Annotated in this window: 26 protein-coding genes; 17 read left to right on the plus strand and 9 right to left on the minus strand. The window is 67.1% G+C overall.

Translation table 11 applies throughout. The features are described from left to right. Window positions 1–66 precede the first annotated feature (66 nt). Both WC815_10015 and WC815_10020 read right to left on the minus strand, forming a co-directional pair. Complete coding sequence (locus WC815_10015; GenBank protein MFA5909099.1) at window positions 67–1,758, minus strand: EAL domain-containing protein; 1,692 nt, start codon at window positions 1,756–1,758, stop codon at window positions 67–69. A gap of 178 nt (window positions 1,759–1,936) precedes the next feature. After that, the gene (locus tag WC815_10020) at window positions 1,937–3,514 is read right to left on the minus strand and encodes a M20/M25/M40 family metallo-hydrolase (protein ID MFA5909100.1); all 1,578 of its coding nucleotides are present in this window, start codon (window positions 3,512–3,514) and stop codon (window positions 1,937–1,939) included. A gap of 65 nt (window positions 3,515–3,579) precedes the next feature. Between WC815_10020 and WC815_10025 the strand changes: the two genes are divergently transcribed. Continuing rightward, on the plus strand, window positions 3,580–4,173 hold the full coding sequence (locus WC815_10025) for a YbhB/YbcL family Raf kinase inhibitor-like protein (protein ID MFA5909101.1): 594 nt from the start codon (window positions 3,580–3,582) through the stop codon (window positions 4,171–4,173). Window positions 4,174–4,176: 3 nt separating this feature from the next. After that, window positions 4,177–4,935 carry an alpha/beta fold hydrolase gene (locus tag WC815_10030; GenBank protein ID MFA5909102.1) on the plus strand — a complete coding sequence of 253 codons (759 nt, stop codon included), beginning with the start codon at window positions 4,177–4,179 and terminating at the stop codon, window positions 4,933–4,935. A 92-nt stretch (window positions 4,936–5,027) separates the two neighbouring features. Here the strand turns inward: WC815_10030 and WC815_10035 are convergent, their stop codons facing one another. Both WC815_10035 and WC815_10040 read right to left on the minus strand, forming a co-directional pair. Continuing rightward, complete coding sequence (locus WC815_10035; protein MFA5909103.1) at window positions 5,028–5,552, minus strand: TOBE domain-containing protein; 525 nt, start codon at window positions 5,550–5,552, stop codon at window positions 5,028–5,030. Beyond that, the gene (locus WC815_10040; GenBank protein MFA5909104.1) at window positions 5,549–6,019 is read right to left on the minus strand and encodes a molybdopterin-dependent oxidoreductase; all 471 of its coding nucleotides are present in this window, start codon (window positions 6,017–6,019) and stop codon (window positions 5,549–5,551) included. Before WC815_10040 ends, WC815_10035 begins: the two co-directional genes overlap by 4 nt. A 75-nt stretch (window positions 6,020–6,094) precedes the next feature. Here WC815_10040 and modA point away from each other — a divergent pair, with 75 nt between their 5' ends. From modA to WC815_10055, 3 genes are read left to right on the plus strand one after another with little or no spacing between them, the layout of a single operon-like run. Continuing rightward, window positions 6,095–6,919, plus strand: coding sequence for a molybdate ABC transporter substrate-binding protein (modA, locus tag WC815_10045; GenBank protein MFA5909105.1), 825 nt, complete (start codon window positions 6,095–6,097; stop codon window positions 6,917–6,919). Then, window positions 6,916–7,578, plus strand: coding sequence for a molybdate ABC transporter permease subunit (modB, locus tag WC815_10050; protein MFA5909106.1), 663 nt, complete (start codon window positions 6,916–6,918; stop codon window positions 7,576–7,578). The genes modA and modB overlap by 4 nt, the downstream gene beginning before the upstream one ends. Next, complete coding sequence (locus WC815_10055) at window positions 7,575–8,252, plus strand: ATP-binding cassette domain-containing protein (protein ID MFA5909107.1); 678 nt, start codon at window positions 7,575–7,577, stop codon at window positions 8,250–8,252. The genes modB and WC815_10055 overlap by 4 nt, the downstream gene beginning before the upstream one ends. Here the strand turns inward: WC815_10055 and WC815_10060 are convergent. The 5 genes from WC815_10060 to WC815_10080 form a co-directional block, all read right to left on the minus strand. Then, window positions 8,249–9,445: a hypothetical protein gene (locus WC815_10060; GenBank protein ID MFA5909108.1), complete on the minus strand. Its 1,197-nt coding sequence runs from the start codon at window positions 9,443–9,445 to the stop codon at window positions 8,249–8,251. The two genes, WC815_10055 and WC815_10060, sit on opposite strands and share 4 nt — an antisense overlap. Before the next feature lie 95 nt (window positions 9,446–9,540). Further along, window positions 9,541–10,548, minus strand: coding sequence for an aminopeptidase (locus WC815_10065; GenBank protein ID MFA5909109.1), 1,008 nt, complete (start codon window positions 10,546–10,548; stop codon window positions 9,541–9,543). A gap of 9 nt (window positions 10,549–10,557) precedes the next feature. Next, window positions 10,558–11,661, minus strand: coding sequence for a carboxylate-amine ligase (locus WC815_10070; protein ID MFA5909110.1), 1,104 nt, complete (start codon window positions 11,659–11,661; stop codon window positions 10,558–10,560). Window positions 11,662–11,716: 55 nt separating this feature from the next. Next, window positions 11,717–12,652 (minus strand): hypothetical protein, encoded by a 936-nt coding sequence (locus WC815_10075; protein ID MFA5909111.1) that lies wholly within the window; start codon window positions 12,650–12,652, stop codon window positions 11,717–11,719. Between the two features lie 18 nt (window positions 12,653–12,670). Continuing rightward, window positions 12,671–13,381 (minus strand): alpha/beta hydrolase-fold protein, encoded by a 711-nt coding sequence (locus tag WC815_10080; GenBank protein MFA5909112.1) that lies wholly within the window; start codon window positions 13,379–13,381, stop codon window positions 12,671–12,673. Window positions 13,382–13,414: 33 nt separating this feature from the next. Here WC815_10080 and WC815_10085 point away from each other — a divergent pair, with 33 nt between their 5' ends. From WC815_10085 to WC815_10140, 12 genes are all read left to right on the plus strand, one after another. After that, window positions 13,415–14,200, plus strand: a complete 786-nt coding sequence (locus WC815_10085; protein MFA5909113.1) for an alpha/beta hydrolase-fold protein — start codon at window positions 13,415–13,417, stop codon at window positions 14,198–14,200. Between the two features lie 5 nt (window positions 14,201–14,205). Further along, the gene (locus WC815_10090) at window positions 14,206–15,705 is read left to right on the plus strand and encodes a DUF4118 domain-containing protein (GenBank protein ID MFA5909114.1); all 1,500 of its coding nucleotides are present in this window, start codon (window positions 14,206–14,208) and stop codon (window positions 15,703–15,705) included. Further along, the gene (locus WC815_10095) at window positions 15,702–16,406 is read left to right on the plus strand and encodes a response regulator transcription factor (GenBank protein MFA5909115.1); all 705 of its coding nucleotides are present in this window, start codon (window positions 15,702–15,704) and stop codon (window positions 16,404–16,406) included. Before WC815_10090 ends, WC815_10095 begins: the two co-directional genes overlap by 4 nt. A 71-nt stretch (window positions 16,407–16,477) precedes the next feature. Continuing rightward, window positions 16,478–17,623, plus strand: coding sequence for an outer membrane beta-barrel protein (locus WC815_10100; GenBank protein ID MFA5909116.1), 1,146 nt, complete (start codon window positions 16,478–16,480; stop codon window positions 17,621–17,623). 103 nt (window positions 17,624–17,726) lie between these two features. Next, entirely contained in the window at window positions 17,727–17,816 is a 90-nt protein-coding gene (gene kdpF / locus WC815_10105; GenBank protein ID MFA5909117.1) for a K(+)-transporting ATPase subunit F, read from the plus strand. A gap of 1 nt (window position 17,817) precedes the next feature. Next, window positions 17,818–19,554 carry a potassium-transporting ATPase subunit KdpA gene (kdpA, locus tag WC815_10110; GenBank protein MFA5909118.1) on the plus strand — a complete coding sequence of 579 codons (1,737 nt, stop codon included), beginning with the start codon at window positions 17,818–17,820 and terminating at the stop codon, window positions 19,552–19,554. Window positions 19,555–19,580: 26 nt separating this feature from the next. Then, complete coding sequence (gene kdpB / locus WC815_10115) at window positions 19,581–21,620, plus strand: potassium-transporting ATPase subunit KdpB (GenBank protein MFA5909119.1); 2,040 nt, start codon at window positions 19,581–19,583, stop codon at window positions 21,618–21,620. Between the two features lie 2 nt (window positions 21,621–21,622). Then, window positions 21,623–22,198 (plus strand): potassium-transporting ATPase subunit KdpC, encoded by a 576-nt coding sequence (gene kdpC / locus WC815_10120; protein MFA5909120.1) that lies wholly within the window; start codon window positions 21,623–21,625, stop codon window positions 22,196–22,198. A 7-nt stretch (window positions 22,199–22,205) separates the two neighbouring features. Next, window positions 22,206–23,354 (plus strand): universal stress protein, encoded by a 1,149-nt coding sequence (locus WC815_10125; protein ID MFA5909121.1) that lies wholly within the window; start codon window positions 22,206–22,208, stop codon window positions 23,352–23,354. Further along, on the plus strand, window positions 23,351–24,094 hold the full coding sequence (locus tag WC815_10130) for a response regulator (protein MFA5909122.1): 744 nt from the start codon (window positions 23,351–23,353) through the stop codon (window positions 24,092–24,094). The genes WC815_10125 and WC815_10130 overlap by 4 nt, the downstream gene beginning before the upstream one ends. 9 nt (window positions 24,095–24,103) lie before the next feature. Continuing rightward, entirely contained in the window at window positions 24,104–25,633 is a 1,530-nt protein-coding gene (locus tag WC815_10135) for a HAMP domain-containing sensor histidine kinase (GenBank protein ID MFA5909123.1), read from the plus strand. After that, window positions 25,630–26,496, plus strand: coding sequence for an MCP four helix bundle domain-containing protein (locus tag WC815_10140; GenBank protein ID MFA5909124.1), 867 nt, complete (start codon window positions 25,630–25,632; stop codon window positions 26,494–26,496). The genes WC815_10135 and WC815_10140 overlap by 4 nt, the downstream gene beginning before the upstream one ends. Window positions 26,497–26,510: the final 14 nt, after the last annotated feature.

A 26,510-nucleotide genomic window follows, 5' to 3' on the forward strand; every position in this document is an offset into this window, starting at 1 on the left:
GCGTGGTGGACCAACGACATGACCTGAAAAGGGTAATTGATCCGCGGCGGGAATTGCAAATGGCGGCTAGGCAGGGGCCCGGCGCCCGATCCAGCCGGCCACGTCGGCCGCCGGGGCCGGGCGGTTGATGAAGAAGCCCTGGACCGCGTCGCAGCCCATCCCGACCAGCTGCTGGTAAACGCCCTCGGTTTCCACGCCCTCGGCCACCACCATCATGCCCAGGTTGTGCGCCAGGTCGATCATGCAGCGCACCAGCGTTTCGTCTTCGCCGCTGGCCAGCCCGATCTGGAACGAGCGATCGATCTTCAGTTGATCCACCGGCAGCTGCCGCAGGTAGCTCAGCGACGAGTAGCCCCGGCCGAAATCGTCGATGGCGAGGTTGACGCCCATCTCGTGAAGCTGGTGCAGGCACCGCGCCGCCCCGTCCGGATCCGACATCACCATGTTCTCGGTGATTTCCAGCATCAGCGACCCCGGCGGCGTGCCGTAGCCGTCGAGCAACTCGCTCACCCGCCCGGGGAAGGCGGAGTGATGCAGGCTGCGCGGCGAAACGTTCACGGCAATCGTGCATCCCGCCGGCAGCTGCGACGCCGGCCACTCCGAAAAGGCGCGGTCGAGCACGAACGCCGTCAGCGGGTTCACCAGGCCGGTGCGCTCCGCCACCCGGATGAAGTCGTCCGGCAGCAGCCGCCCGCGCTCGGGATGGTTCCAGCGCACCAGCGATTCGACGCCGATGACGGTGCCGGTGTGCAAATGGACGATCGGCTGGTAGTCCACTTCGAACTGGCGGGCGTCGAGCGCCTGGCGCAGGGCCGTTGCCATGCTCACGCGCTGATAGACGCGCTGATCGCGGGTGACGTCGTAGACGGCGCACCCGCACCCGTCGCCTTTGGCGACGTACATCGCCGAGTCGGCCTTCTGCAGCAGCTCGTCGCTCGTGGACGCGTGCGCCGGGCAGCCGGCAATGCCGATGCTGGCGGTGACCATCAGCGGCCGCTCGTCGGCGACGAAGGCGTGCTCCAAATCGTGCAGGATCTTGCGCGCCGCCAGCTCGGCCCGGTTCACGTCGGTGGCCGGCAGCAGCACCGCGAACTCGTCGCCGCCGAGCCGCGCCACGGTGTCGGACGCGCGCAGGGCGCCGCGCAGCCGGCTCGCCACCTCCTGCAGCACCTGGTCGCCGGCATGGTGGCCGAGCGCGTCGTTGATTTCCCTGAAGCCATCAAGATCGATCAGCAGCACGACCAGGCCCCGCTCATCCCGATGCGACCGCAGGATGGCCTGTTGCAGGCGATCGTGAAACAGCGCCCGGTTGGGCAGGTCGGTCAGCGAATCGTGGTACGCGAGGTAGGCGACCCGCTGGTTGGCGAGCAGGCGTTCCCGCCGCGCCGCGGCCTCGCGCAGCTCGCGCTCCACCGCCGGCGCGAGCCGGGAGAGGTTGCCCCTCATGATGTAGTCGTGCGCGCCCGTCCGCATGGCGGCCACGGCGGTGTCTTCGCCGCCGGTGCCCGACACGAAGATGAACGGCAGATCCGCGCGCCGCTCGCGGACGATGTGGAGGGCCTTGGCGCCGCTGAAGCCGGGCATTGCGTAGTCGGCGATGACGAGGTCCCACTCCTCGGTGTCCAGCTCGTGGCGCAGTGCGGCGGCGGTGCCGACCCGCCTGGAGTACAAGTCAAAACCGGCGCGCGTCAGCGCGACAGACACCAAGGCCGCGTCATCCTCGGTGTCTTCGACCTGCAGCAGACGGATGGACGTCATGTCGAAGACAAACTTGCGGGCTGCCTCGCAAGAAATGTACCTCGGTCGCCACCGCGGCCGAACTGGCAAGCCTTCAAACAGTTAGCGCGAGTGCAAAGATGAGCTGGAAGGTGAAGGGCTGTTCCACATCGGAACAACCCTTCGTCAGAAACGTGGTTACAAAAGCGGCGCGGAGGGGCTACTGCTTGCGCGGTAAACGCCCGGGCGTGTTCGCGGCGTACCACGCGAACACCGCGGCCACCGCGCCTTGCTGGATCACATCGTCTTTTTGAACGTGATCGAATGTGTCCATGTTCGAGTGATGCGTGCGCGAGTTGTACTCCAGGCGCTCCTGGATGAACTGGAAGCCGGGAATGCCGGCGTCCTCGAACGAGCCATGGTCGGTCTGGCTCACCGAGCGTGGGCTCACGTTCTTCCAGCCGATGTCCTTCAACGGCTTGCCCCACTCCTCGAACAGCTTCATCGCGCCGGTATTGCCCTGGCCCCAGATGCCAACAATGCGGCCGGTGCCGTTGTCGAGGTTGAAGTAGGCCTGCACGTTCTCGTGGCCCGGCTTCGGGGTCTTGATCTTGGCATCGTAGAAGTGGCGCGCGACGTACTCACGCGAGCCGAGCAGGCCCTGCTCCTCGGCCGCCCATAACGCCACGCGGATCGTCCGCCGCGGCTTCAGCCCCAGCGCCTGGATCACGCGCACCGCTTCGATCATCGCCGACGATCCGGTGGTGTTGTCGGTGGCCCCGGTCGCGTACGGGTAGGTGTCGAAGTGCGCGCCCATGATCACGACCTCGTTGGCGAGGTCGGTGCCCGGGATCTCCGCAATGATGTTGAAGGCGTTGCCGGCCGGATCCGTTTCCGGATGGAACGTGGCCTGGATGTTGATTTCCATCCGCACCGCCTGGCCGCGTGCCAGCAGGCGGACGATGCGGTTGTAGTGTTCGACGGCGATGGTGGCCGACGGCACCAGCGCGGGTACCTTGGGGTCGCGGCTGCCGCCGCTGCCGGGGAAAATCGTGCCGCCGTCAACGAGCTGGGTTTGCCACGACAGGTTGCTGCCGCCGGCCGGCGCGTCGTTGTCGGACCCGCGATCGAGATACGCGGCGGCGCCTTCAGCGACGAGGAAGCGCTGCAGCGCCGCGGGCGTCAGGGGCGCGGGCGCGCCCGCGGCCGGCGCAACCGGAGGACGTGCCGCCGCCGGCTCCGGCACCTTCATCGCTTCTGCCCAGTCGGCGTCGGTCATCTGGAGGACGACGCGGCCATCGAGCATCCGTACCGCGCGGACGCCTTGGCTGACGACGATCTTGCCCTGCAACTGGCCCTTGTACCTGGCGAGGTCGGCCTCGGTCGCGGCTTGCACGTGCACGACGTCAGCGGCGACCGGCCCGTTGGTGGACGGCGAATTCCACCGCGGCTGGCCGATGAGCGCGGCGGTCTGCGGCGCGATCATGTGGATGGAGAATCGTTCGATCGTCCATCCCTGTCCGAACGGGAAGCGCTCGACGTGGATGTTCTTCAATCCCCACTCGTTGAACTTCTTCATCACCCAATCGGCGCCTTGCGTGTACGACGGCGTGCCGGTCGCGCGCGGGCCGTACACCTCCGACAGCCACCAGTGCGTTTCCATCGCCTGCGAACGCGTGACCGCCTCACCGCGAATCCGGTTGATGGTGGCGGGGTCAACGCCGGCCGGCGGCGCCTGCGCGCTCAACGTCAGCGTGATGGTGAGCAGGGCGGAGGTCAGAAACATCAAACGTCGCATGAGCCAGATTCTATTCTCAAACTCGTGTCTGATATTGTCGGCAGTCTGGAGCGAAGCAAATGAACATGACCCACCTGATCCGAACGCCCATGGCCGCCCTGGCGGCATGCCTTGCGACCGCTGTCGCCGCCGCCGCACAGGCGCCCGCACCGGCCGCCGCGCCGCCGCGGCCCGCGATGACCCTGACCACGCCCGCCTTCCCGGATGGCGATCCCATTCCCGCGAAGTACACACAGGCGGGGGAGCAGGTGTCACCGGAGTTGCGGTGGACCAACACGCCGCCGGGCACGCAGAGCTTCCTGCTGCACATGCACGACCCCGACGTCGCCCGCAACAAGACCACCGAGACACAAGTGCACTGGCTGATGTGGAACATCCCGGCGACCGCCACCGGCCTGCCCGAAGGCGTGCCGAAGGGCGCCGACCTGCCGGACGGCAGCCACCAGACCAGCGCGAGCGGTCCGGTGTATCGCGGACCGGGCGCGCCGGCCAGCGGTCCGCCGCACCACTACACCTTCGAGATCTACGCGCTGGACACGAAACTCGACGTGCCGATGGGCGCCGATGCGTTCGAGACGCGCACCGCGGTGATGAAGGCGGCGCAAGGACACGTCCTCGGCAAGGCGGTTTACGTCGGGCTGTTCAGGCGGCCGCAGTAACGGGTGGCTGACGATCGACGGGCTGGCCGCGGTCCGGTGCTCTGCGTTCACGGACTCACCGGCAGCCCGGATGAGCTGTTGCCGTTGGCCGGCGCGTTGTCGGCCACCGGCCGCGCGGTCAGCACGCCGATGCTGGCCGGCCATGGCCGCGATGTGGCGGCGCTGGCGGCGACGCGCTGGACCGACTGGCTCGCGTCCGCCGATGCCGCGTTGACGGCGTGCGTGGCGGGCGGCCACCCGGCGGCGGTGGTGGCCGCGTCGGCCGGCGGCTTGCTCGCGCTGCACCTGGCGGCCACGCGCCCACGCGACGTGAGCGGCCTCGTGCTGCTGGCCACGCCCACCTCGCTGCGCCCGGTCGTCGCCTCGCAGATCCGCCTCCGCCTGTTGATTCCCGCGGCCCTTCGCCCACAACGGCTCAACGTGATCCCGAAGCCCGGCGGTGGCCCGAACGTGAGCGACCGCTCATTGGCGGCGGGCTTGCGATCGCTGCCGGCTTATCCACTGGAGACGCTCGGTCAGCTCCTCGACATGATGACCGCGGTCCGCCGGCGCCTGGGCGAGGTGACGCAGCCCGTGTTGCTGGTGCATGGCGACCTGGATGCCACCGTATCGCGCGCGCAAGTGGACGGGCTGGCCGCGTCGCTCACCCGCGCCGCGCGTGTGGAGCGCCTCGACCTGCCGGGCTCGGCTCACCTCGTCGCGATTGATCGCGATCGCGAGTTGCTCCAGGCCCGCGTCGCTAGTTTTCTGGATTCGTTGTAAACCGGATCGGGATCGTCTCGATCCACGTGGCCAGCGCGCGGACCGAGGCACGCTCGAGCGGGTGGGCCGACGCCAAGGCCGGCCGCGCCGCATCAGGAGCGCCGGGATCGCCCCGCCGGCGCCGGTGCCGGGCTTTCCCGGCCGATCATCACCTCGGTGGACTTGATAATCGCCACCGCCTCGTCGCCGCGCTTCAGCTTCAGTTCGGTGACCGCGTCGCGCGTGATCACCGCCGTCAGCATCTGATTGCCGATGCGCAAGCGCACCTGCGACAACAGGCCGTCGCTGCGGACCTCTTCGACGATGCCGCGCAGTTGATTGCGGCCGCTGAGCGCCACCAGCACCCCCCGGGCCGCCGACTTGTCCGCCATAGCGCGAAGCGCGGCGGCGGATGACGCCGATTTGCGGACCAGGGCCGCAGACGACGCCGATGACGCCGATGACGCCGATTTACCCGCCGACATTTGCAGGCGCAACACTTCGGACTCCGCGACGCGGTGGTGTCCGCCGCGTGTTCGCGTGGTGCGAATGGAGCCGTCGTAGATCCACTGCTTGAGCGTGGAATACGCCACGCCGAGCCGGTCGGCGGCCGCCCGCACGGTCAGCAGGTCGCTCATCTCACGTCCCGCACTTCCAGCTTCGTCACCTGCCGGATCCAACGACCGGCCCGCTTGTCCAGCGGCACCACGATCTGCAGGGGGCCGGTATCGGGCAGCAACGGCTGGCCATTGCGCTTGTCGGCGACGAGGATGACCTGGTCCGTGAACCCGGCATCGACCTCGGCGATGGCAAACGCGACCTGGTAACCGTCGGTGGCGGTGGCGATGATGATCCGCGCCAGTGCCTTGCCGCGGAGGGCCTCGCCGAGCGGCACGCCGGCCCTGGCGAGGATGTCGCGCAGCGCCACGCCCTCGAAGGTGGTCTTCAAGCCGTGGTCGCTCGTGATCACGGTCTTCCGATCCATCCCGTCGAAGGTCACGGCGACCCGTCGGCCGTCGAGCGCCACGACGTCGACGCTCGATTGCGCGCGGGCCGGCAGGGCCACCGCCAGCGCGCACACCACCACCGCGACGGCGACCTTCACGGAACTTCCCATCAGCACTGAATCACCTCAAATCGTTGTAGAAATCGGCTCGAAGCATACTAAATTAACCCCCTGATGACCACGCCCCGTTCGGCCATGGAGTTGGCGAAGTGCTGGCTGGCCGGCCTCGCTTTATTGGCGGCGTTCAGCGCACCCGCCGTGGCGCAGCCTCCCGCGGTGGTCGTCTCGGTCGCCGCGAGCATGCACGAGGCGCTCGCCGAGATCGCCGGCTCGTATCGCGCGGCGACCGGCGTCACGATCGCCCTCAATACCGGTAGTTCCAACACCCTCGCGCGGCAGATTGTCGAAGGCGCGCGCGCCGCGGTCTTCCTGAGCGCTGACGACCTCCAGATGGACGTGGTCGAGAAGGCCGGCCGCATCGCCGCCGGCACGCGCACGCCGCTGCTGACCAACGAACTTGCCGTGGTCGTGCCGGTCGATGCGCCCTCGTCCTTCACCCTGGCGGCGCTGCTCGAAGGGCGGCTCGCGCGTCTCGCCATGGGTGAGACATCCAGCGTGCCGGCTGGCGTGTACGGCCGGCGCTGGCTCGAGCACGAGGGCGCGTGGGCGCGCCTGCAGCCCAAGGTCATCCCGTTTCCCACCGTGCGCGCGGTGCTCTCGGCGGTCGAGGCCGGCCGCGTCGATGCCGGCATCGTCTACCGCACCGACGCGCGCGAGTCGTCCGCGCGCCTGGTGGCGACGTTGGCGGCGAAGGACCACGCCTACCTGAACATCGTGCAGCCGGCGGCGGTGATTGTGGGGCCGGCTGAAGCCGAAGGGCGGCGGTTCCTGCAGTACCTGCAAGGACCCGCCGCACGCGCGGTGTTCGACAGGCGCGGCTTCGGTCGGCCGCCTGTCCTGAGCGAACCCAAACGTCAGTTTGAACGAGTCGAAGGATGAGCCCGGAAACCTGGGCCATCGCGCGGTTCACCGTGCTGATGGCGCTCATCGCCACCGCGTTGACGCTGCCGCCGGCCATTGCCGCGGGCTGGCTGCTGGCGCGCCGCACGTTTCCCGGCAAGGCCCTGGTCGAGACCGTCGTCTCGCTTCCGCTGGTGCTTCCGCCCGTGGCCACCGGCCTGCTGCTGCTGTGGCTCTTCGGGCGCCGGAGCCCGGTGGGGCAGGCGCTGGATGCGCTGGGCATCGAGGTGGTCTTCACGTGGAAGGCCGTGGTGATTGCGATGATGGTGGTCAGCTTTCCGCTCGTGGCGCGCAGCGTGCGGTCGGGGATCGAGCAGGTCGACCGCCGCTACGAGGACCTGGCGGCGACCCTCGGCGCCGGCCCGCTCCGGATCCTGCGGACCATCACGTTGCCCCTCGCCTCGCGCGGTATCGTGGCCGGCGCCGTGCTCGGCTTCTCCCGCGCGCTGGGCGAATTTGGCGCCACCATCATGGTGGCCGGCGCCATCCCCGGCCGCACCCAGACACTGGCCGTCGGCATCTACACGTTCGTGGAAACCGGTCGCGAAGAGGCGGCCTGGGGCCTGCTCCTGCTGTCGGCGCTGCTGGCCTTCGGCGCGATCTATCTCTCCAACCGCCTGGTCGCCGTCAAGCCATGATCGCCCTGACCATCGACGTCACGCTTCGGCAGCAGTCGTTCGAGTTGCAGGTCCGCGACACCTCGGCGGTGGAAGTGCTGGGCATCTTCGGGCCGTCGGGGAGCGGCAAGACCTCGCTGCTCGAGGCCATCGCCGGCATCCGGACGCCCGATGCGGGCGAGATTCGCGTCGGCGAGCGCGTGTTGTTCTCGTCGTCGTCGCGCCTCAACGTGCCGGCTCGCGACCGCCACATCGGCTACGTGCCGCAAGACGCGCTGTTGTTTCCCCATCTCGATGTCTCAGGAAACATCGATTATGGGATCCGCCACGCCGACACGGCGAGCCGCGACCGCCGCGGCGCGCTCGTTGACATTCTCGATCTCTCGACGCTGCTCGAGCGCCGCGTGCAGAAGCTGTCGGGTGGGGAAAAGCAGCGCGTGGCGATTGCCCGCGCGTTGATGACCCGGCCGGCGGTGTTGCTCCTGGATGAGCCGCTGGCCGGCGTCGATCGCGCCCGGCGCGACCGCATCCTGCCCTACGTGCTGCGCATTCGCCGCGACCTGCACGTCCCGCTCGTCTACGTCACCCACGACGAGACCGAGCTGAACGCGATTGCGGATCGCGTGCTGCAGCTCGACGCTGGCTTGGTGGTGGCGGCGGGTCCGCCGTCGGCAACCGCACGGCAGGCGCGCTAGATCCCGGGAGCGATGAGGCCGGCGGACGCGCCCACCCAGCGCAGCCCCTTGTTGTGATCGACGCCCATCATCTTGCCGCGGCCCATGCGAATGAGCGGCAGCACCGGCTGGAACGCCCCGTTCACACGCACATACATGATGCGGATTTCAGCCTGGGCCGGCCCTTCAGGCGTGTCGATCACCGGTTCGAACCGGATGCGTTCCTGCAGGATGTAGTTGGCGCGCTCCGCATCGGGAATGGCGGCAATCTGCGCGTCGGTCGGCGCGAACACGATGCCGCCGCCCGCGAACGAGAACAGCGGCTTCAGCAGGTAGCGATCGCGATCCGCGGGCAGGCGATCGATCTGGTGCAGGAACGTGGTTTCGGGCACGGCGCGATGCTTCAGCCACGGAATCGAGAACTTGCTGATCTGGAAGTACCACGACGGGTGCCCGGCCCATTCCACGTCGAGGTCGTCGCGATAGTCGAACGGCAGCGGCACGTTCTTCCGCTCGAGCTCGTCGGGGATGACGCGGTTGTAGATGCGCGCGATTGGCAACCGCAACCCGTCGTGACGGTAGAACAGGCGGCGGCCCTCGCGTTCCACCTCCGACGTGTCAACGGCGCGGATGCCCCACATCTGCCCGGTCACCACGAAGTCGGGCCACGTCTTCTGCTTCCGCGGCTCGATCTCCATCAGCACCACGTGCTTGGGGTCGTGCCCGTTCAGCAGCACCCGGCCCATCGCCTCGTGATACGAGGCGTCGGTGAAGCCGCCGAGATACAGGCCCAGCGCCGGCGGCAGGCCGAACGCGTCGCGATAGGCCCGCGCCACGGCGAGCTGAAATCCGTAGAGCGAGGCGAACGCCTGCAACTCGACCAGCTTCGGCTCGATCGCGCCGGACGGCCCGCGCACCAGGCCGAAGTCGACCTGCAGGAACGTGGGAAGCGATTCGGCGTTGGGGCCGCGAAAGCGGGCGGGCACGGCGGCGAGCGCGGCGGCGCGGGCCGCGGGATTGCCGAGGATCTGTTCGACCAGTTCGAGGCCGGTGGCCGACAACTCGTCCATCAACGCGCGCGGGAAGAAGCAGGGGGTCTCGCAGATCGGAAAGCCGAGCGTGGCGCCCGTGCTTAGTTCGAGCCGCGCGACGAGGTCGCGGTATCGGGCCTCGGTCCAGGAGTTGTTGAATTGCTGCCGGAGGGATTGGATCATGCGCGGTACGGCGGGGTCAGGCCCCTCTGAACTGCTGGCTTCATGCGCAACGCAGGGGTCAGACCCCTCGGAACTGCTGGCTCGGGGTCAGACCCCTAGTCGATCAGGAATTTCCCATCGTCCATGATCTGGCGGTCGTCCACCCAGATGTCGAAGCGGGTGGCCACCACGTCGATGTGCGTGGACGAGAACCAGTCGGCGCCGGTGTGCACGCCGTAGGGGTTGCCGAAGGCGATGTGGATGCCGGGGAACTTCTCGTCCTGCAGGATGTGGCCGATCACCTGCTTGAGCTCGATGTTGGTGCCGATGGCGAACTCGCCGACGCGGTCCGAGTTCTCGTCGGTGTGCGTGTAGGCCCAGAAGTCGTTCTCGAGCTCCTTGTTCTCGCTGAACGCCTCGACCAGCCGGTTGTCTTTCACGCGCAGCGTCAACGGCGCCCCGGCCAGGCTGCCGAACTTCTCGCACAGGAAGTCGCCGACGACGCCGTCGATCACCAGCGTGCCGTCGACGTTGCCCGGGGTCGTGAACACCTCGCCGCCCGGCAGGTTGCCCCACTTGTCGGGGCTGATCAGGCCGCTGGTCTTGACCCATCGATAGTTGGGGTTGAGGTCGGCGACGAAGTCGCTGCCGCCCCTGGTGGTGGCGCGCACGCGCCTGGCGTGGCGGACGATGTCGATGACCTTCGAGCTGAGCACGTCGACCTTGTGGAAGTCGGCGCGCATGCCCTCGAGCATCATCTGCCGGTTGATGTTCACCATGTGGCCATGGCGCATCCGGCGGCGATTGACGATGTCGGTGAGCTGCATGCGCGACTTCAGCTCGTTGCGCTGCACGTGGACCGCGAGGATGCTGACCTGGCTGTGCTCCATGTCGGCGGCAATCACCGCCGGCAGATCGACCAGCGGGCGGGTGGCGACGTCTTCGAGGATGAACGCCCGGTAGGGCGCGCCGACGGCCTCGATCTCGTGCACCAGGCTGGCGGCGATGTCGGCGCACTCGCGATCGGCGACCACGGTCACCCGCTCGTGCGGCTGCACGTTGAGGCAGACGCGAATGGCGTTGCGGGCGCCCGGCTCGAGCTCGAGGTCAATCGTCGAGGTCATGTTCAAATTCTACAATCCCGCCTGAGTCTCCGAAACCATGTATTCGACCACCTTCTTGAGATCCTGGGTCTCGGCGAACACTTTCAGCTGGCGTTCGGCGCCGCAGCCCTGTTCGAGGATGGTCTTGACATAGTCGATTTCGCTGCGGCTCCCGAGCTCGTCAACGACATCGTCCACGAAGTCGAGGTACTCGAGCATCAGTTCCTTGGCCGGCACCTCGATCTCGCGGCCGAAGTCGATCAGCTTGCCTTCGAGGCCGTAGCGGGCGGCGCGCCACTTGTTCTCCATGATCAGGGCGCGGCTGTACATCCGGAAGCCCTGGTTGCGCGAGTGCAGCTTGTAGAGCTTGGCCATGGTCGCCTGGATCAGGGCGGCGAGCGCCAGCGACTCGTCCACGCGCATCGGGATGTCGCAAATGCGCACTTCGACGGTGGAAAAGAACGGGTGCGGGCGCACGTCCCACCAGATCTTCTTGGCGTTGTCCATGCTGTTGGTCTTGACCAGCAGGTTGACGAAGCTCTCGTAGTCGGCCCAGCTGGTGAAGGTGTCGGGGATGTTGGTGCGCGGAAACTTGTCGAACACCTTGCAGCGGTACGACTTGAGGCCGGTGTTGAGGCCGATCCAGAACGGCGAGTTGGCCGACAGCGCCAGCAGGTGCGGCAGGAAGTAGCGCACCTGGTTCATCAGGTGGATGGCGACCTCGCGGTCTTCGATGCCGATGTGCACGTGCAGGCCGAAGATCAGGTTCGACCGCGCCACCAGCTGCATGTCTTCGACCACTTGCAGGTAGCGGGCGTCGGGATAAATGTCCTGCGCCCGCCAGTCGGCGAACGGATGGGTGGCGCCGGCGCACAGCAGCAGGCCGTTCTCACGCGCCAGCTTGACCATGGCGCGGCGGAGGTTGAGGATGTCGGCGCGCGCCTCCTGCATGTTGCGGCAGACGCCGGTGCCGACCTCGACCACCGACTGGTGCATCTCGGCCTTGATGCGCTCATCGAGCTGCCGCTTGCCCTTCGAGATGATCTCGGCGTTGATGTGCGAGCGCAGGTCGTACGAGACCGGGTCGATGGTCTGGTATTCCTCTTCGATGCCGATGCTGAAAGATGGCTTCATCGCCGGCGCCCCATAAAGGGGCGCCCTACAGGGGACCTGTTGGTAGGGCACCCCTTCATGGGGTGCCTCTGAGAAACCTGTCCCAGCGATACGTGGCGGGCGGCGTGGTCTCGGTCGCCTGCTTCACCGCCAGGTCGGCCACCGCGTTCACGATCCAGTCGAAGTTCACCTGTCCCACGGAATGCAGGTCGGCGTCCGGGGCCGGGTTCATGAAGTCGATGGCGTAGGGCACGCCGTCTTCGACCGCGAACTCGACCGTGTTGAGGTCGTAGCCGAGCGCCTGGCACAGCGTCCGCGCGTCACGCTCGACCCGCGCCATCAACTCCTTGGGATACGCCGGCGGGTTCAGCACGTAGCGCTCGTGGAACGGCGCCCGCGGGTCGTAGGGCATGACGTGCACATGCTCCTGCCCGACGACGTAGCAGCGGAAGTACTCCTTGAAGTTGACGCCGCGCTGCAGCGTCATGCACAACGTCCGGGTCTGGTCGTAGGCCTCGAAGAATTCCTCGCGCGTGTTGATCTTGTAGACGTCGCGCCAGCCGCCGCCGTCGAACGGCTTCAGGAACGCCGGGAAGCCGACGTACTCGAAGATGGCCGCCCAGTCGAGCGGGTAGCGGAGGTTGCGCATCGAGCGCTCGGTAGTGCCGGTCGGATGTTCCTTGTGCGGCAGCAGCACCGTGGGCGGAACGGCGACGCCCAGCTTGGTGGCGAGGGCGTAGTTGAAGAACTTGTCGTCGGCGCTCCACCAGAACGGGTTGTTGATGACCCGGGTGCCGCAGAGCGCGGCGTTCTTGAGATACGCGCGGTAGTAGGGAATGTCGTGCGAGATGCGGTCGACGATCACGTCGTAGCCGCACGGTTCGGCCATGCGGACGTCGCCGATTTGCACGAATTCCGCCGACACGCCGGCCACGTTCATGGCGGTAATGCGCTCGACGAGCGCGCCGGGAAACGTGTTTTCCATTCCGAACAGGACGCCGATTTTTTTCATAAGGGAACTCTGGGCATCTTACGGCAAATACGCCTGCGCCATCGGCCGCCAGTATGGCCAGTCGTGCCTGGAGTCGTTCCAGACATGCAGCGCATGCGGAATGCCCTTGGCGCGCATGATCGCCGAGAACTGCTCGTTGGGGGCGCGGCAAATGTCGTGGTCGCCGGTGACGATCACCCACTTGTTCCGCCGGAACTGATCCAGGTAGTACGCTTCCGACAGCCCGGGCAGGAACGACGGCGGGTTCAGGAAGTAGCAGTCTTCGTCGTGATAGCCGTCGAGGAACTGCGAGATGTCGAAGGCGCCGCCCATGGTGACGCACGACGTGAAGGTGTAGGGATGGCGCAACGCCAGCACCATGGCGTGGTAGGCGCCGAAGCTGCAGCCGGTCACGCCGATGCCGTCGTGCCGCGTCAGGTGGCGCACGAGCGGCACCACCTCGTTGAGGATGTAGTCCTCGTAATGCAGGTGCCGTTCGACGCGGTGGCGCGGGTGAATCTTCCTGCAGTACCAGCTTTCGCTGTCCACCGACGGCACGCAGAACAGGCGCAGCCGGCCATGCTCCAGCTTGTCGGCGAGCGCGCCGATCATCCCGCGGTCCTCGTACTCGAAGAACGCGCCCATCGACGAAGGAAAGACGATGACCGGCGGGCCGTCGTGCCCGAAGATCAGCATCTCCATGTCGCGGTTCAGCGAACGCGAGAACCATTTATGGTGGTCGCGAGTCATGCACCCAGAAACATATACTGATCGTGCCGCCCGATGCACTCTCCGAACGCCACGCTCCGCCAGCACGATCAGTTCCATTCCGCATTCCTGCCGGACGATCGCGACGTGGTGGTGTGGCTGCCGCCGGGCTACGACGAGGGCGCCGGCGATCGGCGGTATCCCGTGCTCTACATGCACGATGGTCAGAACCTGTTCGACCCCGACACCGCGTTCCAGCCGGGCGAGCACTGGCGGCTCGGCGAAACCGCCGCCGAGCTGATCGCGGCGGCGCGGCTCGAGCCGTTGATCATCGTCGGCGTCTACAACACCGGCGAGACCCGCCTGCACGAATACACCCCGACCAACGACGTCGATCGCGGCGGCGGCCTGGCCGGCGACTACGGCCGGCTGATGGTCGAGGAATTGAAGCCGTTCATCGACCGCACCTACCGGACCCTGCCGGACGCCGCGCATACCGGGCTGGGCGGCTCATCGCTGGGTGGCTTGGTGACGCTGCACCTCGGCTTCGCGCACCCCGGCGTGTTCAGCCGCCTCGCCGTGCTGTCGCCGTCGGTGTGGTGGGACCGCCGCGCGATTCTCAAGACCGTGCGGCAGGCCCGGCCGAAGCCAAAACTGCGCCTGTGGGTGGACATGGGCACCGCCGAAGGGCGGAGCGGACTGGATGACGCGCGGCTGCTGAAGGCGGCGCTGGTCGGTGCGGGATTCGTCGAAGGCGTGGACCTGCACTACGCGGAATACGAGGGCGCGACGCACAGCGAAGGGGCGTGGGCGGCGCGGGTGGGCCCGATGCTGAAATGGCTGTTCCCTCCAGTAAGCTGAGCCAGATGCCGAAGTGGGACGAGATCGCCCGGCTGGCCGGGGGCGCGGGTGGGATCGCCGGCGCCACTGTCGTCTACGCGCGCTGGCTGCAGGTGTCCAACACCACCACGGTCGCAATGACGTTTTTGCTGATCGTGCTGGTGGTGGCCGCCACCTCGCGCTTCTGGGTGGCCGCCGTCACGTCGGTCCTGGCGATGCTCAGCTTCAACTACTTCTTCCTGCCGCCCGTCGGCACCTGGACGGTCGCCGATCCCCAGAACTGGGTGGCCCTGTTTGCGTTTCTGGCGGTGAGCCTGGTGGCCAGCAACCTGTCGTCGCAGGCGCGCGCACGCACGCATGAAGCCCGCTCGCGCCGCGACGAAGTGGCACGGCTGTTCGACCTCAGCCGGGAAGTGCTGCTGACCACCGAGGGCCGCGAGGCCATCTCGGCGCTGGCGCGATCGATCGCCCGGCGCTTCGACCTGGCCTACGTGGCGATTGCGCTGCCGCGGGGCGCCGAATGGGAGCTGTTCGAGGCAGGCCCGTTGACCATCGCGCTCGACACCAACCCGCTCTCCCTCGCCTTTGCCGGCGCGCAAGGCGGCCTCGAGTTCGATGCTTACGAGCGCACCTACTCCGGACATCGCACGATGACCGTCGGAGACCACGTGGTGCGGCTGGTGCCGCTGCGCGTGGGCACCAAACCGATTGGGCTGATGGCGGCGACCGGACGCCCGGTGGAGCCCGGCACGCTCGACGCGCTGGCTGCCGTGGTGGCCATTGCCATCGAGCGGGCGTCGCTGCTTGACGAACGCAAGGCCGCGGAGGTGGCCCGCCGCGGCGAGGAACTGAAGACAACGCTCCTGGCCTCGCTCGGCCACGACCTGCGGACGCCGTTGACGGCCATTCGCGTCGCCGCCAGCAACCTGCAATCGCCGGACCTCGGTCCCGATCGTCTCCGCGAACAGAGCACCCTCATCCTCGAAGAGGCAGAGCGGCTCGGCCGGTTGTTCGAGAACATCATCGAGATGGCCCGCATCGACTCCGGGGCGGTGGCGACCGAGCTGCGCTGGGTCCACCCGTCTGAGGTCATCACCGCGGCGCGTGGGCAGGTCGAGCGCGTGATGCAAGGCCACAAGGTCGAGGTCGTGGTCGACCCGGACACGCCGGTGATGATCGATCCGCGGCTGACCGCGTCGGCGATCGCCCACGTGCTGGAGAACGCCGCCCAGTACGCGCCGGCGCAGTCGGTCATTGCCGTGCACACCGCGGTCACTGCTGAAGGCCTGGTCGTGAGCATTCGCGATCATGGCCCTGGCATCGCGCCGGCGGACCTGCCACGCCTGTTCGATCGCTTCTACCGCGGCGGCGCGGCCAAGGCACACACCTCGGGCACCGGGATGGGCCTGTCGATTGCCCGCGGGCTGCTGGCGGCCGAGCAGGGCCGCATCTGGGGAGAGAATTGCGCCGATGGCGGCGCGCAGTTCACCATGGTCGTCCCGGCCGAGGCACGACCGCTGTCATGACGAGAATCCCGCGCATCCTGCTCGTGGACGATGAGGTGTCGATTCAGCGGTCGCTGGCACCGCTCCTGCAGTCGCATGGCTACGACGTGGAGATTGCGGGGACTGGGCAGCTCGCGCTGACGGCGGCCGCCGATCATCCGCCGGATCTGGTCGTGCTCGACCTCGGCCTGCCCGACCTCGACGGCACGGAAGTGTGCCGTCGCATCCGCGAGGAGTCGAAGGTGCCGATCATCATCCTGTCGGCGCGCGATCGCGAAGCCGACAAGGTGCGCGCGCTCGATCTTGGCGCCGACGATTTCGTCACCAAGCCGTTCGGGCCGGAAGAACTGCTGGCGCGCATTCGCGTCGCCCTTCGCCGCGCCATGGCGGCGGACGACGAAGCGACCGGTCAATTGCAGGCAGGCGACTTGACGATCGACTACGACCGGCGCCGCGTCGTCCGCGGCGACGACGAGATTCGCCTCACGCCGAAGGAGTTCGAACTGCTGTCGCTGCTGGCCCGGAACCACGACCGCGTTCTGACCCATCGCGCCATCCTCAAGGCGGTGTGGGGGCCCAACGCGGTCAACCAGCCCGAGCACCTGTGGGCGCTGGTCGCCCAGCTGCGAAAGAAGATCGAACCCGATCCCACCGCGCCACGCTATCTCCTTAGTGAGCCGTGGGTTGGTTACCGGTTCACCACCGCCGCCCAGGATTCTTAGGACTTTTTCAGGAACCTTTTGGCCCGTTCTGAGGCCTGACTTCCTATCGTGGAGTCAGGAGTTCACGAGTCATGGTTCGCTTGAGTTGCTACGTCGCTCTCTTTCTTTGCATCGCCACGCTTGCCCACGCGCAGGAACCGGCGGCGGCGCCAGCCCCCTCCGATCCCTTCGAGCACGTCGTCTTTGGCGTCGGCCTTGAAGGCTTCTACCAGTACAACGCCAACAAACCGTACGACCGCACCAACCTGTTGCGCGCCTACGACACGCGCGCGAACGTGTTTGGCATTCAGCAGGCGAACGTCATCGTCGAGAGTGTGCCGGCCGTGGACAAGGGCCGCCGCTTCGGCGCGCGCGTTGACCTGCAGTTCGGCCAGGCCACTGAGACGGTGCAGGGCGGCGCCGCTAACGAGCCGCGACCCGATGCGTATCGCCACGTGTGGCAGGCCTACGGCACCTACGTGTTCCCGGTCGGCCGCGGCTTGCAGACCGACTTCGGCAAGTTCGCGTCGAACCTCGGCTACGAGACCAACTACGCGAAAGACAACAATCAGTTCTCGCGCGCGTACCTGTTCAACTTCCTGCCGTTCTACCATTCGGGGCTTCGCGCCACCCTTCCGCTCAGCGACCAGGTGACAGTGATGTACATGCTGACCAACGGCATCCAGCAGACCGAGGACTTCAACAACTTCAAGAGCAGTCACTTCGCGGCCATCGTCAAGCCCACCGGCAGCGTGGCGTGGACGACGAGCTATTACTTCGGCCAGGAGCAGCCCGACGGCTTCGCGCCGGACGGCCCCGACGGATTCTTCCGCGTGATCGACAGCTACATCAGCTACACCGCTACGCCAAAGGCGAGCTTCGGGATTGACGTGAACTACGTGACCAACGAGGTGAACAAGGCCGATCCGGAGTTGTCGCTTCAGGGCGTCGGTGCCTATGCGCGCTACCAGATCAGCGGTCCGTCCGCCCTGGCGCTCCGCTACGAGCGGCTCGATGACCAAGGCCTGTTCGGCGGCATCGAGCAGGTACTCCAGGAACTGACCGCGACCGTCGAGTACAAGTTCGCCGATGGCTTCCTGGTCCGCGGCGAGTTCCGCCGCGACTGGTCGAATCAGCGGTTCTTCACGGGCGCGCGTCCGGACGACCTCAGCGATCACCAGAACACGGCGCTCGTCGGCCTGGTGTGGTGGTTCGGCAACAAGCAAGGAGCATGGTGAGGCCATGGCGGACGTAATCTTCGTCGGCTTGTCGCTGCTGTTCTTCGTCCTCGGCGCCGCCTACGTGGCCGGCTGCCGGCGGCTTCAGTGAGGCAACAGGACCATGGGTATTGAATCGATTGTCGGCCTCGTGATCTCGGTGCTGCTGCTCGGGTATCTCGTTTACGCGATGCTGCGTCCGGAGAAGTTCTGACATGACTCTCAATGGTTGGTTCCAAATCGCCTTGTTCCTCGCCGCGATTGCGGCGGTGACCGTGCCGCTCGGCCGGTTCATGGTGCGCGTGTTCGCGCGGGAGCGGACCTGGCTCGACCCCGTCCTGCGCCCGCTCGAACGCCTGATCTACCGGCTCACCGGCGTCAACGAGACGCACGAGATGCGGTGGACCGAGTACGGCCTGGCGATGCTCGCCTTCAGCGTGGTGTCGATGCTGGTGCTGTATGCGATGCAGCGCCTGCAGGCCGTGCTGCCGTTCAACCCGCAGGCGCTCGCGGCCGTGGGGCCCGACCTCGCGTTCAACACCGCGGCCTCGTTCACCACGAACACCAACTGGCAGTCGTACGTCGGCGAGACGACGATGAGCTACTTCACGCAGATGGCGGGGCTGGCGTATCACAACTTCATGTCGGCGGCCGTCGGCATTGCCCTGGCGATCGCGTTCATCCGCGGCATTGCCTCGCGCGAGAAGGACACGCTGGGCAACTTCTGGGTCGACATGACCCGCGCCACGCTGTGGGTGCTGCTGCCGTTCTGCATCGTCGGCGCCCTGGCGCTCGTGTCGCAGGGTGTGGTGCAGAACCTGAAGCCTTATGACCGCGTGCAGCTGGTTGATCCCCAGGGCGACGTCAAAGAGCAGGTCATCGCGCAGGGCCCGGTGGCGTCGCAGGAGGCAATCAAGGAGTGGGGCACCAACGGCGGCGGCTTCTTCAACGCCAACAGCGCCCATCCGTATGAGAACCCGACGCCGTTCACGAACTTCATCGAGATGTTCGCGATCTTCGCGATCTCCTCCGGCCTCACCTACACGCTGGGATCCATGACGAAGTCGCCCCGCCACGGCTGGGCCGTGTGGGCCGCCATGGCCTTCCTGTTCCTGGCCGGTGTCACCACCGCGTACTGGGCGGAGGCCGCCGGCAATCCCCTGCTGGCCGGGACCGACCAGACGGCAGGTGCGATGTGTCCGGGTGGGAACATGGAAGGAAAGGAGGCGCGGTTCGGCATCGCCAACTCGGCGCTCTTCGCCACCGTCACGACCGACGCCAGCTGCGGCGCCGTCAACGGCATGCACGATTCGTTCACGCCGATTGGCGGCCTGGTGCCGCTCGTCAACATGATGCTCGGCGAGGTGATCTTCGGCGGCGTCGGCGCGGGCATGTACGGCATTCTCATCTTCGTCGTGCTCTCGGTCTTCATCGCCGGCCTGATGGTCGGCCGCACGCCGGAGTATCTCGGCAAGAAGATCGAGGCGTTCGACGTGCAGATGGCGATGCTCGCCGTGCTGGTGTTCCCGCTCACCATCTTGGTGTTCACCGGCATCTCCGCGGTGTCGCCTGACTTCGGGACGTCCAGCATCTGGAACCCCGGCCCGCACGGACTGTCGGAAATGCTCTATGCCTACACGTCCGGCACCGCGAACAACGGGTCGGCGTTTGCCGGCATCTCCGCTAACACCAAGTGGTACAACGTCACGCTCGGCATCGCGATGCTGCTCGGCCGGTTCATGATCATCATCCCGATGCTGGCCCTGGCCGGCAACCTCGGGCGCAAGAAGCTGGTGCCGCCGTCGCTGGGGACGTTCCCGGTGACCACGCCGCTCTTCACGGCGCTGCTCGTCGGCGTGATTCTCATCGTCGGCGTCCTGACGTTCTTCCCCGTGCTGAGCCTCGGCCCGATCGTCGAGCACTTCCTCATGCGCGCGGGAACCACGTTCTGAAGGCAGAAGGCAAAAGGAACTGAATCGTGGCAAAGACACAGAAACTCAGCATCTGGGATCCGGCGCTGGTTGGCGCGGGCGTCGTCGACGCCCTGCGCAAGCTGAATCCCCGCGTGATGATCAAGAACCCCGTCATGTTCGTGGTCGAAATCGGCGCTGCCCTGACGACCGTCCTGCTCGTCCGCGACCTGGTATCCGGCGGCAGCAGCATCGGTTTCGAGCTGCAGATCACGTTGTGGTTGTGGGCGACGGTCCTGTTCGCCAACCTGGCGGAAGCCATGGCCGAGGGCCGGGGCAAGGCCCAGGCTGACACGCTGCGGAAAGCGCGCACCGAAACCGTGGCCAACCGGCTGACCTCGTCGGGCACGACCGAGACGGTGCCAGCTGCATCCCTGCGGTCAGGCGACGTCGTGCTGGTGAAGGCGGGGGAGTTCATTCCGTCGGACGGCGAGATCGTCGAAGGTGTGGCGTCGGTGGACGAGTCGGCCATCACCGGTGAATCGGCGCCGGTCATTCGCGAGGCCGGCGGCGATCGCTCGGCCGTTACCGGCGGCACGCGGGTGCTGTCGGATTGGATCAAGGTGAAGGTCACGGCCGATCCCGGACACACGTTCCTCGATCGCATGATCGCGCTCGTGGAAGGCGCCGAGCGGCAGAAGACGCCGAACGAAATCGCGCTCAACATCCTGCTGGCGGGCCTGACCATCGTCTTCCTGATGGCGGTGGTCACCCTGCAACCGTTCGCGGTCTACGCCAACGCACCGCAATCGGTGTTCGTCCTGGTGTCGCTGCTCGTCTGCCTGATCCCGACCACCATTGGCGGCCTGCTGTCGGCGATTGGCATTGCCGGCATGGACCGGCTGATTCAGCACAACGTGCTGGCGATGTCGGGCCGGGCCGTCGAGGCCGCCGGCGACGTGCACACGCTGCTGCTGGACAAGACCGGGACCATCACGCTCGGCAACCGGCAGGCCAGTGAGTTCATCCCGCTGCCCGGCGTCACCGAGGCGATGTTGGCCGACGCCGCGCAGCTGGCGTCACTGGCGGACGAGACGCCCGAGGGAAGGTCGATCGTGGTCCTGGCCAAGCAGAAATACGGCATTCGGGGACGGGATCTCGCCGCGCATGCCGCCGCCTTCGTGCCGTTCACCGCGCAGACGCGCATGTCGGGCGTGGATCTGGATGGACGCGAGATCCGCAAGGGCGCGGCGGACTCCGTGGCCAGGTACGTTGCGGCCAACGGCGGCACGGCGTCACCCGAACTGAACGCGATTGTCGAGCGGATTGCCCGCGCCGGCGGCACGCCGCTGGTGGTGGCCGAACGGAACCGCGCCCTGGGCGTCATCCACCTCAAGGACGTGATCAAGGGCGGCATGCGCGAGCGGTTCGCGGCCCTTCGCGCCATGGGCATCAAGACGGTGATGATCACGGGTGACAACCCGTTGACCGCCGCGGCGATTGCCAGCGAGGCGGGCGTCGACGACTTCCTCGCCGAGGCCACGCCGGAAGACAAGATGGCGCTGATCAAGCAGGAGCAGCGCGCCGGCAAGCTCGTCGCCATGACCGGCGACGGTACCAATGACGCCCCGGCACTGGCCCAGGCCGACGTCGGTGTGGCGATGAACACCGGGACCCAGGCCGCCAAGGAAGCCGGCAACATGGTGGACCTCGACTCCAACCCGACCAAGCTGATCGAGATCGTCGAGATCGGCAAGCAGTTGCTGATGACCCGCGGCACGCTGACGACCTTTTCCATCGCCAACGATGTGGCGAAGTATTTCGCGATCATCCCGGCGATGTTCCTGGTGGCGTACCCCTCGCTCGGCGCGTTGAACATCATGCGCCTGCAGACACCGGAGTCGGCGATTCTCTCGGCGGTGATCTTCAACGCCCTGATCATCATCGCCCTCGTGCCGTTGGCGCTGAAAGGCGTGCAATTCAAGCCGTTGAGCGCCGCGGCGCTGTTGCGCCGCAACCTGCTGGTTTATGGTCTCGGCGGCATCATCGCGCCGTTTGTCGGCATCAAGCTCATTGACATGCTCATCACCGCGATTGGATTGGCGTAATCATGATCAAACATCTCTGGACCGCAACCTTGATGACGGTGGTCACCACCGTGTTGCTGGGACTCGTCTACCCACTCGTGATCACCGGCCTGGCGCAGGTGCTGTTTCCCGACCAGGCCAACGGGCAGCTGATCGAACGCGACGGCAAGGTGATTGGCTCGCGCATCATCGGCCAGCCGTTCAGCTCGCCCGGCTACTTCTACTCGCGGCCGTCGGCCGCGGGCAGTGGCTACGACGCCGGCGCGTCGTCCGGCTCGAACCTGGGCCCGACCAACAAGAAGCTGATCGACCGCGTCGCCGCCGACGTGGCGCGGCTGCAGGCCGACAACCCGGGCGTGGCCATCCCGATCGACCTGGTGACGACCTCGGGCTCGGGGCTCGACCCGCATATCAGCCCCGCCGCTGCGATCTACCAGGTGCCGCGCGTGGCGCGCGAACGCGGCCTGGCCGAAGACATGGTCCGCCAGATGGTGGACGCGCACACCGAGGGCCGCCAGTTCGGCGTGCTGGGCGAGCCCGTGGTGAACGTGCTGATGCTGAACCTCGCCCTGGACGAGCGCGCGCCGATGCGCCGATAGTGCCGTGATGCTGCCTGAACAACGCCCGTCCGCCGACGCCCTGCTGGCGCGCTTGAAAGAGCGCGACAAGGCCCGCCTGCGCATCTACATCGGCGCCGCGCCCGGCGTCGGCAAAACCTACGCCATGCTCCAGGAGGCGCACGCCCTACGCGCTCGCGGCCTGGACGTGGTCGTCGGCGTCGTCGAGACCTACGGGCGGAAAGACACCGACGCGCAGGTCAGGGACCTCGAGCAGATACCGCGCCGCGCCACCGAGTACCGGGGCGTGACGCTGGACGAGATGGATGTCGACGCCATCATCAGGCGCCACCCGCAGGTGTGCGTGGTCGACGAGCTGGCGCACACCAACATCCCCGGCAGCAAGAACGAGAAGCGCTTCCAGGACGTGAACGACATTCTTGATGCCGGCATCCACGTGCTGACTGCCGTCAACATCCAGCATCTTGAAACGCTGAACGACGCGGTGGCGAAGGTCACCGGCGTGCGCGTCCGCGAGACGGTGCCCGATACTTTCCTCGAACGGGCCGATGAGGTGATCAACGTCGACGTGACGGTCGAGGAGCTGCGCAACCGCCTCCGCGAAGGGAAGATCTACCGGCCCGAGAAGGTCGAACAGGCGCTCACCAACTTCTTCCGGAAGGGCAATCTTTCGACACTCCGGGAGCTGGCGCTGCGGGCGGTGGCCGACGAAGTCGGCGAGAAGGCGGCGAGCTATCGCGCCCGCGAAGGCCTCGAGCCGGCGCAGATTCCCGAGCGGGTGATGGTGTGCATGAGTTCCAACGCGCTGGCGCCGCGCGTGCTGCGGACCGGGGCCCGCATCGCGGGGCGCCTGGGCTCCAAGTGGTACGCCGTCTACGTTGAGACACCGCGCGAGCAGCCCGGGCGCATCAAGACCGCTCATGCCGAGGCGTTGCAGCAGAACATTCGCCTGGCCGAGAGCCTCGGCGCCACGGTCGTGCGCGTCAAGGCTGATCATGCGTCCGACGGCCTGACCGCCTTTGCCCAGCGTGAAGGCATCACGCACGTCATCTTCGGGCAAAGCGCGCGTACGCGCATCGAGATTCTCTGGCGCGGATCCACGCTCAACAAGTTCCTCAGCGCCGTGCCCGACGCGGCCGTGCAAGTGGTTCCGCTGGGCGAGGTCCAGCAGCCATGAAGAAACGCATTCTCATCGTCGAAGACGAACCCGCCATCCGCCGGCTGATGACCATGGCGCTGGAGCCAACCGGCTACGACGTCGTCACGGCCGACGACGGGCCCATGGGCCTGGCGCGATTCGGCGTCGGCGCCGGCTGGGACGCGGTGCTGCTCGATCAACGCATGCCGGGCATGGAGGGGCTGGAAGTGTTGAGGCGGATCAAGGCGATCACCACGGCCGTGCCCGTGATCATGATCACCGCCTACCCGTCGATCGACCTGGCGGTTGATGCCATGAAGATCGGCGCCGTCGATTTCTTGCGCAAGCCGGTGACGCCCGACATCCTGCGGTCGGCGGTCGCGGCCGCCCTGCAGGTGCGGCCCGGCTCGGCGGTCGCGGTCACGAGCGCCAAGGGCAAGGAGCGTCCCGATATCGAAATGATCACGATGAACGGGTTTCGCATCGTGCACGAAAGTTCGGACGCGGCCGACGGCCGCCATCGGTTTCTCGTCTTCTCTGGCGCGTCGGAAACCGGCGCCCCCGTTGTCGTTCAAATCAGCAAGGACGCGATGGCAAGCGTGGAACGGCTGGTCGGCCGCCCGTTCGATCCGGCGGGCCCGCACTGGGAAGTGCTCGCCGAGGACTACCTCGCCGCCTTTCTCTGGAACGACCAGCACATTCCGACGCAGCCGATCGTGCTGAAGGACGTCACTGCCGACGACCTGAACAGCATCAACTTCTGGCCGACGGGGAAGTAGCAGGGCATCGTGTCTCTGCGGGTCCGGCTCATCGGCGCTTTCGCGATCGTGCTGGCCGCGCTGGCCGGTCTCGGCGCCTGGAGCGCATGGCGCCAGTGGGAAATGGGCGCGGTGTCCAACCGCATCATCGCCGACAACTACGACTCGGTCGTGGCCGCGCAGGAGATGAAGGAGAGCCTGGAGCGGCAGGATTCCGCCATCCTCTTTCTGCTCGTCGGCGAACGGGTCAGGGCCGAACGGCAACTGGCCGAGCATCGGGGGCGGTTTGCGGCTGCGCTCGACCGTGCCGCTCACAACATCACGGAACAGGGCGAGCGCGAAGTGGTCGAGGCGATCATGCGCAACTTCGCCGACTACTCCCGCGGTGTCGACACGTTGGTGTCGGGATCGGCGCTGGCCGGAGGCCTGCCGAGCCGGACGTACTTTGTCGACGCCGAGCCGCGTTTCAACCGCCTGCGCGCGGAATGCGACCAGCTGCTGACCCTCAATCAACAGGCGATGCGCCGCAAAGCCGCGGAGGCAGCCGCGATCTCCCGCGGCAACGTCGTCACGGCCGTGACGCTCGCCCTCGTTCTGACCGTCACCGGCATTGTGATCGCGGTGCTGATCGTCGGTTCGCTCCTCCGCCCAATCGGGCGCCTGACGGCGGCGACGGCGGCGGTGGCGGCGGGCGACCTGGATGTCACGGTGCCGGCCACGGGTGGCCGGGAGATCGCCGGGCTGGCGGCGGCCTTCAACGACATGGCCGGCAAGCTCCGCGACGTGCGCGATTCGAACCTCGGCGAGCTGATGCGCGCGCGCCAGGTGCTGCTCGAGAACGTCAACCAGCTCAAGGAGATCGATCGGTTGAAGTCAGCATTCGTCGCCGCGGCGTCGCACGAACTGCGCACGCCGTTGATGAGCTTTCAGATGGGCGTGCACCTCCTGCTGGAGGACGCCGGCAACCTGACCGCGCGGCAGCTCGAGCTGCTGCATCTGTGCCGCGACGAGAGCGCCAGGCTGGTCCGGTTGTCGAGCGAGTTGCTTGACCTCTCGAAGATCGAATCGGGAGAGGCCGCGCCGCGGTTGGCGCGCATTCCGGTCGACAAGCTGCTGCACGGTGCGATCGAACCGATTCGCCTGCAGGTCGAAGCACACGACATCTCGCTCGTGGTCGAGGCGCCGGCGGGCCTGCCCGACGTGATGGCCGACCGCACGCAGATCGAACGGGTGATTGCCAACCTGCTCACCAACGCGGTGCGTGCGACCCCCGCCGGCGGCCGCATCGTCCTGAGTGCCGCGGTCGCCGGATCGCGCGTCGCGATGGCGGTCGCCGATAATGGCTACGGCATTCCGGCGGAGTACCTCAATCGCATCTTCGTCCCATTCATCCAGGTGCCGGGGCCGCCGGCCGGCGGCGCGGGGCTCGGCCTCGCCATCTCGCGGCGGATCGTCGAAAGCCACGGCGGACAGATGATCGTGCAATCCGAACCCGGCCGGGGCGCGACGTTCACCTTCACCTTGCCAATGGCGCCGGCGGCGCGGGAGGAGGGGTCATGATGGGTCTCAGATATGGCAGCGCGGTCATGCTGCTGGCGTGCGCCATCGGCTGTGCCGGTGACCCGGCACTGCGTCGCCTTTTCGAGGCGCGTCGACTCTCCGCCGATCTCTTGCAGCAGTTCACCAGCGCCGCGGATGCGACCAACCGGACAGTGATGGCGGGCGGGAACGACCTGTCGAAGAGGTCTGCGCGCCAAGCCGAGGACGCCACCGCGGCGGCGCAGCGGAACGCCGAGGCGTTGAAGCCGCTGCTCGAAAGTCTTGGCTACGCCGAGGAGTCGCGGCTGCTCGCGGAGTTCCGGCGCCGCTTCGATGACTACCGCGCGCTCGACGGCCGGATTCTCGCGTTGGCGCTCGAAGGCAGCAATGTCAAGGCGCACGAGCAGGCGTCCGGGCCGGCCCACGAGGCCGCCAATGCCGTGCAGCAAGGCATACAAAAGGCAACCGATTCGGTTCCGGCGGACGCGATGTGGCGCGGGCGGGCGCTTGGCGCGACTGCGGTGGCGGCCGTGCGCGAAATCCAGGTGCTTCAGTTTCAGCACATTCCCGAAGACGACGACGCGGCCATGACACGACTGGAACAGCAAATGGCCGCCGCTGAAGCGGTCGCGCGCCAATCACTGCGGCAACTGGCCCTCGCGCTCCCTGCTTCCCCGCAAGCCGCGCTCGCCCAGGCACACACCGCCTTTGATCGCTTCATCGCCCTGAATGTCGAGATCACCAGCCTGTCGCGGCGCAACAGCAACGTGCGCGCGCTGGCCCTCGCGCTGGGCGAAAAGGGCGTGCTGGCGGCGAGATGCGAGGACGGCCTCCGCGCCCTGCAAGACGCGCTCGGCAAGCGTGACGTCCGCGCCACCCGCTAGGCTGTCGCGGCCTG

Source organism: Vicinamibacterales bacterium (assembly GCA_041659285.1).
GTDB lineage: Bacteria > Acidobacteriota > Vicinamibacteria > Vicinamibacterales > UBA2999 > 12-FULL-67-14b.

What these genes read in the sequence shown, in the direction of transcription:
- WC815_10015 (MFA5909099.1), bottom strand. Translation starts at nt 1,758, where the DNA reads ATGACGTCCATCCGTCTGCTGCAGGTCGAAGACACCGAGGATGACGCG.
- WC815_10020 (MFA5909100.1), bottom strand. Translation starts at nt 3,514, where the DNA reads ATGCGACGTTTGATGTTTCTGACCTCCGCCCTGCTCACCATCACGCTG.
- WC815_10025 (MFA5909101.1), top strand. Translation starts at nt 3,580, where the DNA reads ATGACCCACCTGATCCGAACGCCCATGGCCGCCCTGGCGGCATGCCTT.
- WC815_10035 (MFA5909103.1), bottom strand. Translation starts at nt 5,552, where the DNA reads ATGAGCGACCTGCTGACCGTGCGGGCGGCCGCCGACCGGCTCGGCGTG.
- modA (MFA5909105.1), top strand. Translation starts at nt 6,095, where the DNA reads ATGACCACGCCCCGTTCGGCCATGGAGTTGGCGAAGTGCTGGCTGGCC.
- modB (MFA5909106.1), top strand. Translation starts at nt 6,916, where the DNA reads ATGAGCCCGGAAACCTGGGCCATCGCGCGGTTCACCGTGCTGATGGCG.
- WC815_10055 (MFA5909107.1), top strand. Translation starts at nt 7,575, where the DNA reads ATGATCGCCCTGACCATCGACGTCACGCTTCGGCAGCAGTCGTTCGAG.
- WC815_10060 (MFA5909108.1), bottom strand. Translation starts at nt 9,445, where the DNA reads ATGATCCAATCCCTCCGGCAGCAATTCAACAACTCCTGGACCGAGGCC.
- WC815_10065 (MFA5909109.1), bottom strand. Translation starts at nt 10,548, where the DNA reads ATGACCTCGACGATTGACCTCGAGCTCGAGCCGGGCGCCCGCAACGCC.
- WC815_10070 (MFA5909110.1), bottom strand. Translation starts at nt 11,661, where the DNA reads ATGAAGCCATCTTTCAGCATCGGCATCGAAGAGGAATACCAGACCATC.
- WC815_10075 (MFA5909111.1), bottom strand. Translation starts at nt 12,652, where the DNA reads ATGAAAAAAATCGGCGTCCTGTTCGGAATGGAAAACACGTTTCCCGGC.
- WC815_10080 (MFA5909112.1), bottom strand. Translation starts at nt 13,381, where the DNA reads ATGACTCGCGACCACCATAAATGGTTCTCGCGTTCGCTGAACCGCGAC.
- WC815_10085 (MFA5909113.1), top strand. Translation starts at nt 13,415, where the DNA reads ATGCACTCTCCGAACGCCACGCTCCGCCAGCACGATCAGTTCCATTCC.
- WC815_10090 (MFA5909114.1), top strand. Translation starts at nt 14,206, where the DNA reads ATGCCGAAGTGGGACGAGATCGCCCGGCTGGCCGGGGGCGCGGGTGGG.
- WC815_10095 (MFA5909115.1), top strand. Translation starts at nt 15,702, where the DNA reads ATGACGAGAATCCCGCGCATCCTGCTCGTGGACGATGAGGTGTCGATT.
- WC815_10100 (MFA5909116.1), top strand. Translation starts at nt 16,478, where the DNA reads ATGGTTCGCTTGAGTTGCTACGTCGCTCTCTTTCTTTGCATCGCCACG.
- kdpF (MFA5909117.1), top strand. Translation starts at nt 17,727, where the DNA reads ATGGGTATTGAATCGATTGTCGGCCTCGTGATCTCGGTGCTGCTGCTC.
- kdpA (MFA5909118.1), top strand. Translation starts at nt 17,818, where the DNA reads ATGACTCTCAATGGTTGGTTCCAAATCGCCTTGTTCCTCGCCGCGATT.
- kdpC (MFA5909120.1), top strand. Translation starts at nt 21,623, where the DNA reads ATGATCAAACATCTCTGGACCGCAACCTTGATGACGGTGGTCACCACC.
- WC815_10125 (MFA5909121.1), top strand. Translation starts at nt 22,206, where the DNA reads ATGCTGCCTGAACAACGCCCGTCCGCCGACGCCCTGCTGGCGCGCTTG.
- WC815_10130 (MFA5909122.1), top strand. Translation starts at nt 23,351, where the DNA reads ATGAAGAAACGCATTCTCATCGTCGAAGACGAACCCGCCATCCGCCGG.
- WC815_10140 (MFA5909124.1), top strand. Translation starts at nt 25,630, where the DNA reads ATGATGGGTCTCAGATATGGCAGCGCGGTCATGCTGCTGGCGTGCGCC.